This is a genomic window from Lacibacter sp. MH-610 (assembly GCF_045780045.1).
Lineage (GTDB): Bacteria > Bacteroidota > Bacteroidia > Chitinophagales > Chitinophagaceae > Lacibacter.
On the sequence record NZ_CP116002.1, the window covers coordinates 2,633,250 to 2,646,358 of the forward strand.

Here is a 13,109-nt window from a genome sequence, read left to right on the forward strand (position 1 = left end):
TATTTCCCTTTTTTCAAATTTAACCATTCTCCTTCACAAACTGAAACAACATCAGCAAAGCATGAGCTGCTGTTAACTCAATATTTTTTGCACGGTCAAAGCGAAAATGCAATCGCTTAGCTACCATTTTCGCACGGCTACCTACGGCTACCCAAACTGTACCAACGGGTTTATCATCAGTGCCCCCGCCCGGTCCCATAATACCACTGGTAGCGATACCGTAATCAGCAGTAGTTACCTTCATCAACCCATTGAACATTTCAGTGATAGTTTCTTCACTTACAGCACCTTTACTTTCTAATGTGGAATGATTCACTCCAAGAATGGTTTCTTTGGCATCATAACTATAAGCAACTACTGTTCCTTTAAAATAAGCAGAAGAACCCGGCACCGAGGTGAGGAGATGGGCAATATACCCGCCGCTGCAACTTTCAGCAGTTGCAATGGTTTTATTACGGGCCAATAGTAAATCGCCCAATGCTTTTTCCAAGGGCTCATCTTTATCTGCCACCAGCCATTCCTGCACCAGTTCCTGTAACTCTTTAAACAAATGATCGATTTCGGCTTGTAAAGCCTTTTCATCAGTACCCTGTGTTGTTAAACGCAACCGAACCATTCCGTAATTGGGCAGATAAGCCAGTTTAATATGCCCTGGCAATGCTTCTTCCCACAATTGTATTTTTTCTGCAATAAAGGATTCACCCACACCGGCCGTTAAAAGTGTACGATGCAGGATTACCGGCATATTGAATTCTTTTAGGAGAAGCGGTACTACTTTTTTACTCATGAGACCCTTCATTTCATGCGGAACACCCGGCATGGAAACAATGATTTTTTCCTGCCGGCGAAACAACATGCCCGGTGCAGTACCACGTTCGTTCATCAATACTTCACATACATCCGGCACTTCTGCCTGTTTTAAGTTCCGTTCCAGCAAAGGGCGTTTTAAACGGAGGAAGATATTTTTTACATGCTCCAGTACCTGCTCATTCACTACCATCTTTCCGCCAAAATAATCACAGAGCAGTGGTTTGGTAATATCATCTGCAGTGGGACCTAAACCACCGGTGAGCAATACAATATCGGATTGCTTTAATTCTTCGTCCAATGATTGCCATATATCTTCCCGGCTATCACCTACGGCTACACGTCTTTTTACCCATACACCAATTTTGTTGAGCTCCTGCGCCATCCATGCGCTGTTGGTATCAATCGTTTGTCCTATCAGTAATTCATCACCAATGGTAATGATGGAAGCGTATATGTTAGTTGTTTGCATGAGGAGTAAAATAAGGTTCCAGGTGTTTTTTTAATGCCTCGGGCATCACCGTTCTTGCTTTTGTTTGAGCATCGAGAAAATATAAAACAATACGTCCGATGGTGAGCAGCTTTCCTTCTGCATTAAACACTTCATGATGAAATTCAATACGGTGATCTTTAGGAAGCTCTCTCAACTGCGTTTTAATGGTAAGTAAATCATCATACACCGCCGGGCGCAAAAACTTGGTGTGCAGTTCTACAATAGGCATCACAATACCCATTTCTTCCATTTCCTTATACGTAATACCCATTTCACGGATCGCTTCGGCTCTTGCTACTTCAAAATACTGAGCATAGTTACCATGGTACACCACATTCATCTGGTCAGTTTCAGAATAACGTACCCGTATTTGAGTGGAAGAACTAAACATTTTTATCAGGATTCTTTTTTCTGAAATATAGCATATCAGCTAATTTATCTTTCATTATAACTGCCAGTAAAGGTATAAGAACCAATAAAAAGGGTTCTGTAAACTCAAAATCCAAATACTCGTTTCCGGCACGGCTTTTAAAAAAGAAAATTATGTTTTTTAATAAATCCGGGAGATTTTGAAAAAATAATGCAAGAGAAACGATTACAATTCCTGTTTCTAGTATATCTCTTTTACTTATACGGTTATCTGAGAGCAGGGTTTCTTCTTCAGATTGAAGTTGGGTATTTTGAATAAGCCAATCACTCTTTTTAAAGCAAATAAACATGCCTGTTAAATAACTCAATGTAAAAATAAAATTCACCATTATGTACCGGCCCACCTGTTCACTATAATCGTTGAAAAAGAAATCAAATGAAACATTTATTGCCATTACAGCAAAAGTAGAAACACCCATATAAAGAAACCATAAACCGAGCAATAAGATACATGTCTCAACTAAATCTTTCTTTTTCATTTAATTTTGTTATTTAATCATACCGTCAACACTAACCTTGCCCGGACCGCATAAAAGAATAGCAAGATAGGCTGAAAGAAATAAAGCAGCATGTTCTCCATCGCCAAACAAATCTGCATGATGCGATTTAAAAAAAGCATAGCCCATACAAAGTACCAGCGGTAATACCGTAAAGCGTGTAAAAAGACCAATGGTAACAAAAATGACACAAAAGAATTCAGCAAAAACTACTAAGGCAAGTGTGGTGGCACTGCCAATGCCAAAGAGATTTACAAACTGATCTTTCTTATCAGCAAAATGCACCAGTTTATCATACCCATGGTTTATACACATGGTAATACCGGCTATCACCCGAAGAACTAAGAAAGAAATGTTAAAAGAAGTGTTGGTGTAATTAATGGACAAAAGTTTTTTCATGTGTAATGGACGGTTGATTTGGTTTGATTGGTTTTCAATTTTTCATTGACAAATGACAGCGCAAACAATAAGTCATTGTGCATTGAAACTGCGAAATTAACGGAACCTGCAGTTTTATCCACAAAAAAATGGAACGGTGTTTGAACCAAGCAACTCCAATTACCTTTAACCCATCAGAGAAATTAAGAAGATCCTTAAAATAATTGATGATGATGCACGTTAAACCGCCAATGAAATCCCTTTTAATCATCGCTGCAGGTTTTCTTTTTGTTTGCCTTCATACCGCAAACGTTCAGGCACAGGCCACTGCTGTTAACAGAGACCCCGATTCAAAATTTAAACAGGCACAGGAATATTTTCTCAATGATCAGTACAGTCTTGCACTTCCGCTATTACTGGAATTAAAGCAAAATGTTCAGACAGCCACGGTTGGCAATCAGTACCTGCAAACAGAAGAAATTGACTTTTACATCCTGGCCTGCCGCTTACAGCAAAACGATGAACGTGCTGTGTTACCGGCCACTGATTACATACGTTTTGCATTCAATCATCCAAGAACACAACAACTCAGCTATCATCTTGCCAACTATTATTTCAGGAAACAACAATTTGCCGATGCTTTGGAGTTTTATGAAAAAGCAGAAATCGGTAGTCTGAATAATGAACAGATTGCTGAAGCAAAATTCCGTACTGCTTACAGTTTGTTTTATTTAAAGCGCTTTGCACAGGCTAAGCCTTTGTTCAATACCATCCGCCAGTTACCGATGGATCCGCATTACCTGGACGCCAATTATTACTATGGATTTTTAGCTTATGCAGATAAAGAATATAACGAAGCACTCACCTGTTTTGAAAAAGTAGAAAACCATCCTCAATACGGACAGATTGTTCCTTTTTACATGGCTTCCATTTATTACTTCCGTGGACAGAAAGAAAAAGCCATCAGTATTGCCGAACAGGCAGCTAAACGCAAGGATGTTTTGTATGAAGTAGAGATTAAACAACTGCTGGGTCATGCCTGGTTTGAAAAAAAGGAATACAAAAAAGCTTTGCCTTACCTGGAAGAATATGTAAACCGTTCCGAAAAAGTAAGCAGGGATGATTTGTATAAACTCAGTTTCTGTTACTATCAAAATAATCAACTGCCAAAAGCAATTGAAGGATTTAAACAATTGAGCGGCGGGCAGGATTCCCTCAGTCAGACAGCCATGTACCTGCTGGGCGATTCCTATCTCAAAACCAATCAAAAAGAAAATGCAAGAAATGCCTTTGCTTTTTGTGCCGGCAACAGCAGTAACCAGCAGCAGCGGGAGGTATCACTTTTTAATTATGCTAAACTTTCTTACGAACTGGGTTACCAGGGTGTTGCCATCAGCGAATTCAAAAAGTTTCTGAATCAATACCCTAACAGCACTTATACAAAAGAAGCCAAAGAACTACTGGTTGGCTTATTAGCAGGCACCAGCAATTTTAAAGATGCTCTTACACTCATTGAATCGTTAGACGAGAGGAGCGAGGCTACAAAAAAGCTTTATCCCCGCATTTTGTATGGACGTGCTGCCGAACTCATCAATGACGGACAATTAAACCAGGCTGATGAACTGCTCAATAAAATCTTCAAAGATCCCTACAACGCACCTGTTTTACAACTCACTAATTATTGGAAAGGTGAAATTGCTTACCGTAACAACAACCTGGATGATGCTACACTATTCTATCATAAGTTTTTAAACAGCGGCAATCCCGGTATAGGCGAAGCTACGGTAAAAGAAGCCAGTTATAACCTGGGCTATTGTTACCTGCGCCGTGAAAATTTTGCACAGGCGCTCAGCTTTTTTCAAAAAGCAACGGGTAGGATTTCATTAAGCTCACCTTACATTGACCAGGATGCTTACACACGCCAGGCTGATTGTTATTTTATGCAGCGTAATTACAAACAGGCCTTAACTATGTACCAGCAGGTGATTGATTACAGCTGGAAAAATGCAGATTATGCATTGTATCAAAAGGCCATGATTACCGGCATCAACAGCAGTAAAGGAAAAATCGATTTGCTTAACACCATGCAGCGTGTTTATCCCGGCAGTGTGCTTGTTACTGATGCGCAGATGGAAATTGCAAAAACTTATATGGCTGATGAAAAGTTCAGAGATGCGATTCCTTACCTCAACAATATCATCAATACACCGCAAAGCAATGCTTTTAAACCAAATGCATTGTTACAATTGGGTATTGCCAATGCCAATATTGAAAAAAATGAAGAAGCTATTGCTGCTTATAAAAAATTAATTCAGCAATACCCCAATACCGAAGAAGCAGATGAAGCGCTGGATAATATCAAACTTCTTTACATTGAAACCGGTCGGCCTGAAGCCTATGAAGAATTTGTGCGTAACAGCGGCAAAACCATTTCGGCCAGCGAAGCAGATTCATTGGCTTATGCAGCAGTTGAAGTAAAGCTGGGTAATAATGATTGTAAAGGTGCTGTTCAGCAAATCAATAATTACTTATCCCGTTTTCCGAACGGAGCCTACAGCATACAGGCTAATTACTACCGCAGTGAATGTTATATGCAGAACAAAGACTGGAAAAATGCATTACCGGGTTATGAATTTGTTGCCAATGCCGGTATGAGCCGCTTTACAGAACGCTCTGCTTTTGTAGCTGCCCGCACTTATTACTTTGAGTTGAAAGATTATGCAAAGGCAGGACCTTACTATGAAATACTGGAGAATGCAGCTACTACAGATGAAAACAGGTTAGAGGCCTTGAGGGGTGCTTTACGTTGTTATTACATGTTAAAGGATTATAAAAAAGCAAGTGAAGCTGCTAAAGATTTATTAGCCAATAAAAACGCAGGTAATGATGATAAAGCATTGAGCAACCTGGTTACCGCAACCAATCATCAACTCAATGGTCAGTACGATCTGGCAATTACATCTTTCCGTGGAGTGATCAGTCTTAACAAAGGTGAGTGGGCTGCAGAAGCAAGATACCAGGTGGCGAAATGTTATTTTGATCTCAACAATCTTACACAGGCAGAAAAAGCAGCCTTTGAGGTAATTAACAAAAGCGGCAGTTATGATTTCTGGGTTACCAAGTCTTATATTTTGCTGGGCGATGTTTATTATAAGCAGAAAGATTATTTCAATGCCAAGGCTACTTACCAGAGTGTAAGTGAAAATGCCACAAACCCGCAGTTGAAGCAGGAAGCCACTGAAAAACTGCAACGGCTGATTGAAGAAGAAAAGAAAAATTCAAAGATTGACGGATAAACAAACTGCACGATTGAAGATTTAAAAACGAATGCACATGTTGAACAAACGAATCATATTTTTCCTTGGTTTCTGTTGCTGGGGTTTTGTACTCTCCGCTCAGGATACTTCCAAAAAGCAACGGGTGGAAATTACATCTGCCTTTAAACCGGTTTTAAAAAATGCAGTAAAGATCAACTTTAATGCAACACCTCCGGCTCCGGAAACTGCCAATCCCAACCTCAGCTATAACATTCCGTTGCAGAATCTTTTGTTTTCGCTGCAGCCGGTTGCATTAAAACCAATGGCTTTGCAGATTGACTCAGCAGGTGTGGCGCATAACAGCAATTATATTAAACTGGGCTATGGCAATTTCAATACACCATTAGCAGAAGCAGGTATTACTATAGGTGATGGAAAGAAAACCAACTTCAATCTTTTTGCCGGTCATCTTTCGCAAAAAGGCGATTTGCGTTTACAACAGTGGAATCAAACAGCCATCAATGCACATTTAAACACTGTTGCCGGACAAGTGGAAGTATATGGCAAAGCGGGCTACGAACAGAAAACCTTTTTTCTCTACGGTTTAGATACCGCTTTCAATAACAGTAAGGATGATTCACTCAAAAAACCGTATCAAACATTTTCCGTTAAAGCCGGTTTCCGTAATGCGTATGTAAACCGATTTGGTTTAACCTACAATCCTGATGTAGATATTAAAGTATTCAGCGATTCAAGAGCCAGTGAAACCAATGCCATCCTCAATCTTCCTGTAGAAATAAGAGCCGGTAATGTAGTAAGAGCTGCCCTTGCAGTGAATGCCGATCTTACAAGTTTTAAACCTACCGGCGGAACCTCTTATACAAACAATGTGTTCTTTGTAAATCCTGCCGTTATTTTTAAAACTGAAAAAATAAGATTGCGTGCCGGTATTCGTCCCACCTGGGATAATGGTTCGTTACGGGTGCTGCCGGATGTGTTACTCGATATTCCTACAAAAGATGGGAAAGCGGTATTTATTGCCGGATGGACAGGTCATGTTCGTAAAAACAATTACCAGTATCTCGTTTCACAAAATCCATGGATCAACCAGCCGCAATCACAATTCAATACAAGAATTACAGAATTGTTTGGTGGTGTGAAGGGTAGTGTTGCCAGCAGTTTCAATTACCGCTTACAGGCAGGTTTTTTTGAATTTTTAAATCAACCCTTGTTTGTAAATTATTTAAAACCAAGAGCTGTGTTTAATGTGGTACAGGAGGGAAAGTTGCAAGGTTTGCATGCACAGGCAGAACTGGGTTATGTAATCACAGACCAGTTAAACCTGAGTGCCAAACTGGATATTTACAGTTTTACCGGCCAGGAAACAGAACCGGAGCCCTGGCATTTTATTCCCACTCAAATTACAGCAGCCTTACGCTGGCAACCCATTAAAAAACTCATGATTAAAAGTGATCTTTTTGCATGGCAGGGACCTGTTTACAGGGTGAATGCAGCAGGAGATGCAGCTACTTTACCATCCGTTGCAGATTTAAATGCCGGCATTGAGTTCAGGGCTACCAAAATGATTTCAGTGTGGACGCAATTCAATAACATTTTCAACAATACCTATCGCCGCTGGAATCTGTATCCGCAACTCGGTTTTCAGTTTGTTGGAGGAATTAGAGTTACCTTTGACCAAAAGTTATAGGAACTTGCAGCATCTTATTTTAAAATATCTATCCACACATGGTTTTGTTTCCATAAAAGGGTGGGGAAGTATGCAATTGAAAGAAACAACGGCAAGAGTTGATTTTCCCAATAAATTAATACATGCCCCGGTTTCCTCTGTTGAGTTTTCTGTCAACACCACAGATGAAACTTCTTTTATTGACTGGCTCATACAGGAGCAACACCTCTCAACACAGGAAGCTCAACAACAGGTGCTTTCTTTCATCAGCCGTTTCCGGGAACAAGTGGAAAAAGGTACCGTACAATGGAATGGATTGGGCAGTTTTAAAAAATCCGGTCATTCGTTCTCATTTGAACCTGAAACAAATCCGTCAGTTTCCCATCAGTCCGTGGCGGCAGAAAAGATCATCCGCTCCGGCGCCACACACCAGGTGCTGGTGGGCAATGAAGAACATACGAACCTGCAAATGGAAGAGTTGCTGCATAGCACATCTACGAAGCAAAAGTACTCAAGATTGATTCCGGCCTTGTTTTTAGCTATTACTGGCATTATCTTAGCTGTGATATTTGCCAAAAATCACAATATCCAATGGAAGAATTACACCAACTATCAGCCATTACAGCCAAAAGAACCGCCGGTTTTACACAAAACACCTTAACGCCACCTGTAAAACAAGAAGCAACAGCCATGCCGCATACGGTTCATTATACACATTGCCCTGCCTGTAACAGCACAACCATTCAAAACGCATTTACTGCCCGTGATTTTTCTGTGAGTAAAGAAAGCTTTCCCATTGCTGAGTGCAGGGAATGCGGATGCCGTTTTACACAGGATATTCCCTGCGAAACTGCTATTGGCCGCTATTATCAAAGCGCTGATTATGTTTCGCATTCTGATACAAAAAAGGGACTCATCAATCAACTATACCATATTGCCCGTTCTTATACGTTGAAACAGAAAGTAGCGCTGGTACAAAAAGTAAGTGGCAAGAAAGTGGGTATGCACCTGGATGTTGGAAGTGGTACCGGGGCCTTTGTACATGCCATGACGGAAGAAGGATGGCTGAGCACAGGTGTGGAGCCGGATGAACAGGCAAGGGAGATTGCAGCCAAGCGTTACAAAGCAGATGTATTTCCGGCTGAGCATTTCTTCAGCCTGCCCGCAGGTACTTATGATGCCGTTACTCTATGGCATGTACTGGAGCATGTACACCGGCTGGATGAATATATGACCCAACTGAAGACAGTTATTTCTGCCAATGGAAAAATCATTATTGCCGTGCCTAACTACACCAGCTATGATGCAAAAACTTACGGTGCCGGATGGGCGGCTTATGATGTGCCGAGGCATTTGTATCACTTCAGCCCCACAGCAATGAAAAAGCTGGCGGAGCGTCATGGCTTGCGTATTAAAACCATACTGCCCATGTGGCTGGATAGTTTTTATGTAAGTATGCTCAGTGAAAAATACAAGAAAGGATCGCTGCTGAAAGCGGTTGTTATCGGTTTTATCTCCAACCTCAAAACGCTTTTTAATAAACAGCGCTGCAGTTCTTTGATCTATGTGTTGGAAATTCCTAAATAAAACGAGGATTATACCAATAAAAAATGCGGATGAGTTTCATCCGCATTTTTTTGATTCAGGGTGTCCTTTTTATTTTAATGACTTACTGGCTTCACCAATTTTAAACCCGTTATTATAAATGGAAATTTTGTAAGAACCACCTGTAAACTTGGTACCTGGCTTCCATTCTAAAGATACAGGAGCTGATTTGCCGGCACTGAAGTTAACAGAAGCTTTTTTAGTGAATACTTTTTCACCTTCATCACGGGTTGTAAAACGGCCACTGCCCAATGCTTCATTACTGATAACAGTTCCTGAAGGATCAACGATTACCACATATACATCTTTAGTAGCATCATCACCTACACGGTTAAACACATCAAAAGTAACACGTATTTTATCTACACGCTTGGCACGCTCTTTCTCCACTTCCTTTCCGCTTCTACGCTCATCAATAGTAACAATATTGATGTTTGAAGCATTAAGGGTAGATGCAACATCCAGTTTTTCTTCCACTGCTTTCTTTTCCTGGATGGTTTGATCTTTTTCACGGATCAAAGTTTCTTTTTGTGTAATAAGTTCATCTTTTTCAGTTTTCAGTTGCAGGTTTTCACCTCGTAACACTTCTATTTCCTGAACATAACCGCTGATTTTGTCATTCAGATCTTTAATCATGCTTTTAAGCTGTGCATTTTCTGCCTCGGTTCTGTTTTGCTTCTTGAGTAAACCACTGATTCTTGATTTTAAATTCTCTACTTCAGAGTTTCTTGATTTTACAAGACTATCCAGGCTGGAGTTCATAGAAGTCAATTCATCCAAACGCTGTAAAGCGGCGTTGTACTCATTCTGAACAGCATTCTTGCTGCTGTCAGATGTAGTTAATTGAGATTGCAACTGTGTGGTTAATTCTTTTGTTTTTGATTTATCCCAGATGATATATCCCCAGGTGCCCAAAAGAGCGGCGATCAATAAACCGTAAATTAAACTGCGGCTGTCTTTACGGGGTGGTTGAGGATTTTCCTGTGGACCTGCTGAAGGGTAATTTGAGTAAGTCATATGTTGTTTTTTTGATTGCTAAATGTAGGAATTATCTGCTGAACTATCCAATGATACATGTCATTACGTGTATAAAGATTCATAAAACAAGCAGCAGGAAAACACCGGGATGTTTTCCTGCTGATGATCTATTTTATATTAGCTGAACAGACCGCCTTTCTTCAAACTTTTGCTGGATTCACCTATTTTGAAACCATTGTTGTAGATGGCAATTTTATAGTTGCCTTCCACAAAACGGGTACCCGGTTTCCACTCAACAGTTACCGGCACTACCTGCCCGGAAGTAAAGTTTACATTCGATTTTTGTGTAAACATTTTTTCACCTTCTTCACGGGTAACAAAACGACCACTGCCCAATGCTTCATTGCTGATGATATTACCGGCAGGGTCCATTACTACCACAAATACATCTTTAGTACTTTGCTCACCCACACGGTTAAACACGTTAAAAGAAACACGGATTTTATCTACACGCTTTGCTACTGTTTTTTCTACTTCTTTACCGTTTTTACGTTCATCAATTGTAACTACGTTGATGTCAGAAGCGTTGAGTGTGCTGGCAACATCCAGTTTTTCTTCAGCTTGTTGTTTCAATACTTTGGTTGAATCATGTTCCCGCTGCAACACTGCTTTCTGCACAATGATTTCTTCTTTTTCAGTTTTCAATTGTAAATTTTCACCACGAAGGGTTTCAATTTCGTTGAGGTATTCAGAAATTTTACCGTTCAGTTCATCAATCAAACGTTTGGCTTCTGCAATTTCTGCTGCTGTTTTATTTTGCTTTTTCAGCAAAGCACTGATGCGTGCTTTTAATCCGCTGATTTCTGTGTTTCTTGATTTAACAAGACTGTCCAGCGAACTGTTCATAGATGTTAATTCATCCAAACGTTGCAGTGCCGAGTTGTATTCTGTTTCCAGGTTATTGCGGCTGCTGTCTGTTTGCAGTAACTGTGCCTGCAGCTTTTGTGTTACCTGTTTTGACTTTGACTGATCATAAAAAAAGTAAGCCCAGGTACCCAGCAGGGCTACGATTAACAACCCGTAAATAAGCATACGGTTGTCTTTACCATTACTTGTTGGTTTTTCCTGCACACCGGAGGAAGGATAATTTGAATAAGTCATAATGTTTGTTTTATTTAGTGATTAAATAAGTTGCTTTGACACCATCAACACCATACAACCTGCAACACCTGCTGCTGTTGGATATTGAAACGGTTCCTCAGTATCAACATTTTGAAGAGCTTCCTGAAGAATGGAAAGCACTCTGGGCAGACAAAATTTCCAAAACCATGCCAGAAAATTTTTCAGCGGCAGAATGGTATCCACATCGTGCCGGTATTATGGCTGAATTCGGGAAAATTATCTGCATCAGTACGGGCTTCTTTTATTATGATAAAGCCAACCGTTTGTGCTTTCGAATCAAAAGTTATCATCATGCTGATGAAAAAAAACTGCTGAGTGAGTTTGCCCAAAAGCTGGAATCATTTCATCAATCCATACCGGGTTTTCATTTTGCCGGCCATAACATCAAAGAGTTTGATATACCGTATATCAGCCGCCGTTTTCTCATCAACGAATTACCCTTACCCGGCTTTATGCAGTTCAGCGGTAAGAAACCATGGGAAACAAATATGATTGACACAATGCAGCTCTGGAAATTCGGAGATTTTAAAAACTATACTTCTTTAAAATTATTAGCCGCCTGTCTTGGTATTGAAACTCCCAAAGATGATATGGATGGCAGCCAGGTAAAGGATGTTTACTACGTGGAAAAAAACATGGACCGTATTGTTACTTATTGCCGGAAAGATGTGGTAACGGTGGCGCAAATCATTCTCCGCTTCTTAAATCAACCATTATTACCGCCTGCGAATATTTTTATTGCCGACTGAACGCTGCTGCATCAAACCAACCCTGTTCCGCTTATTTTTGCGCAACTGTATGAGCGCTGAAAAAATTCTGAACGACTGGAAGAAAAAAAAATACAAACCCGTTTACTGGCTGGAAGGGGAGGAGGATTATTATATTGATCAATTAGTGAATGCGGCAGAAAAAGAAATCCTCACTCCTGAAGAAGCCGGTTTTAACCTGAGTATTTTTTACGGTAAAGATTCCACCTGGGCTGATGTGGTAAATGCCTGCATGAAATACCCCATGTTCAGCGATAAACAGGTGGTGATTTTAAAAGAAGCGCAACAATTAAAAGAACTGGACAAGTTGGAAGCCTATATTGAAAAACCACTAAGCTCCACCATTTTTATTGTAGCCCATAAAGAAAAGAAAGTAGATGGCAGAAGCAAACTGGCCAAACTCCTGAAAGAAAAAGCTGAGTTGCTTACCACCAAAAAAATGTATGATAATGAGTTGCCTGCCTGGACCCAACAGATGATTGAAAACAAGGGCTATCAACCCACACAAAAAGCCATTCATTTGCTGGTAGATCATATCGGCAATGATCTTTCAAGATTAGCCAATGAAGTAGATAAAGTGATTTTGAACCTGGGCGATAAAAAGACCATCAATGAAGATGATATTGAAAACTTTGTAGGCATCAGTAAGGAGTACAATGTGTTTGAGCTGCAGAATGCTGTAGGCAAGAAAAACCTGAGCAAAGCTTTGCAGATTGTGCAGTATTTTGAAAGCAATCCCAAGGCAGCACCGATACAATTGATTCTTCCTTCGCTTTACAGTTATTTTTCAAAAGTGTTTATGTTATTTGGTGCACAAGGTGATGATAAAACTGTAGCGGCGCAAACAGGCATCAACCAATGGTTCATGAAAGATTATAAAGCCAGTGCCTCTGTTTACGGGTACGAAGGTGTGCAGGCAGCCCTGCTGCTGATGCATGAATACAACCTGCGTAGTGTTGGTGTGGGTGATGCGGGAACAGAAGATGCATCACTGTTGAAAGAGATGATTTATAAAATGATGAACTAAGA

General features: G+C 40.3%; 12 protein-coding genes. 6 read left to right on the forward strand and 6 right to left on the reverse strand.

Going from position 1 to position 13,109, the window contains the following annotated elements; genetic code table 11:
- Positions 1–19: 19 nt before the first annotated feature.
- From PDL71_RS12185 to PDL71_RS12200, 4 genes are read right to left on the reverse strand one after another with little or no spacing between them, the layout of a single operon-like run.
- A complete protein-coding gene (locus PDL71_RS12185; RefSeq protein WP_407521376.1) occupies positions 20–1,279 on the reverse strand; it encodes a CinA family nicotinamide mononucleotide deamidase-related protein in 1,260 nt (419 codons plus the stop codon).
- A complete protein-coding gene (locus PDL71_RS12190; protein ID WP_407521378.1) occupies positions 1,266–1,691 on the reverse strand; it encodes an acyl-CoA thioesterase in 426 nt (141 codons plus the stop codon). The genes PDL71_RS12185 and PDL71_RS12190 overlap by 14 nt, the downstream gene beginning before the upstream one ends.
- Positions 1,684–2,208: a hypothetical protein gene (locus tag PDL71_RS12195; RefSeq protein ID WP_407521380.1), complete on the reverse strand. Its 525-nt coding sequence runs from the start codon at positions 2,206–2,208 to the stop codon at positions 1,684–1,686. The genes PDL71_RS12190 and PDL71_RS12195 overlap by 8 nt, the downstream gene beginning before the upstream one ends.
- A 9-nt stretch (positions 2,209–2,217) precedes the next feature.
- Complete coding sequence (locus tag PDL71_RS12200; protein WP_407521382.1) at positions 2,218–2,625, reverse strand: DoxX family protein; 408 nt, start codon at positions 2,623–2,625, stop codon at positions 2,218–2,220.
- 230 nt (positions 2,626–2,855) lie between these two features.
- Here PDL71_RS12200 and PDL71_RS12205 point away from each other — a divergent pair, with 230 nt between their 5' ends.
- From PDL71_RS12205 to PDL71_RS12220, 4 genes are read left to right on the forward strand one after another with little or no spacing between them, the layout of a single operon-like run.
- Positions 2,856–5,900: a tetratricopeptide repeat protein gene (locus tag PDL71_RS12205; protein ID WP_407521383.1), complete on the forward strand. Its 3,045-nt coding sequence runs from the start codon at positions 2,856–2,858 to the stop codon at positions 5,898–5,900.
- Between the two features lie 37 nt (positions 5,901–5,937).
- On the forward strand, positions 5,938–7,569 hold the full coding sequence (locus tag PDL71_RS12210) for a hypothetical protein (RefSeq protein ID WP_407521385.1): 1,632 nt from the start codon (positions 5,938–5,940) through the stop codon (positions 7,567–7,569).
- A gap of 4 nt (positions 7,570–7,573) precedes the next feature.
- Positions 7,574–8,209 (forward strand): hypothetical protein, encoded by a 636-nt coding sequence (locus tag PDL71_RS12215; RefSeq protein WP_407521387.1) that lies wholly within the window; start codon positions 7,574–7,576, stop codon positions 8,207–8,209.
- Positions 8,140–9,135 carry a class I SAM-dependent methyltransferase gene (locus PDL71_RS12220; protein ID WP_407521389.1) on the forward strand — a complete coding sequence of 332 codons (996 nt, stop codon included), beginning with the start codon at positions 8,140–8,142 and terminating at the stop codon, positions 9,133–9,135. The genes PDL71_RS12215 and PDL71_RS12220 overlap by 70 nt, the downstream gene beginning before the upstream one ends.
- Before the next feature lie 69 nt (positions 9,136–9,204).
- Here the strand turns inward: PDL71_RS12220 and PDL71_RS12225 are convergent, their stop codons facing one another.
- Both PDL71_RS12225 and PDL71_RS12230 read right to left on the reverse strand, forming a co-directional pair.
- Positions 9,205–10,170, reverse strand: a complete 966-nt coding sequence (locus PDL71_RS12225; RefSeq protein ID WP_407521391.1) for a hypothetical protein — start codon at positions 10,168–10,170, stop codon at positions 9,205–9,207.
- 138 nt (positions 10,171–10,308) lie between these two features.
- Positions 10,309–11,292 carry a hypothetical protein gene (locus PDL71_RS12230; RefSeq protein ID WP_407521393.1) on the reverse strand — a complete coding sequence of 328 codons (984 nt, stop codon included), beginning with the start codon at positions 11,290–11,292 and terminating at the stop codon, positions 10,309–10,311.
- A 35-nt stretch (positions 11,293–11,327) separates the two neighbouring features.
- On the opposite strand from PDL71_RS12230, the gene PDL71_RS12235 reads away from it, so the two are divergent.
- Both PDL71_RS12235 and holA read left to right on the forward strand, forming a co-directional pair.
- Complete coding sequence (locus tag PDL71_RS12235) at positions 11,328–12,062, forward strand: ribonuclease H-like domain-containing protein (protein WP_407521395.1); 735 nt, start codon at positions 11,328–11,330, stop codon at positions 12,060–12,062.
- Positions 12,063–12,111: 49 nt separating this feature from the next.
- Positions 12,112–13,107, forward strand: coding sequence for a DNA polymerase III subunit delta (holA, locus tag PDL71_RS12240; protein ID WP_407521397.1), 996 nt, complete (start codon positions 12,112–12,114; stop codon positions 13,105–13,107).
- The last annotated feature ends 2 nt before the right edge of the window (positions 13,108–13,109 follow it).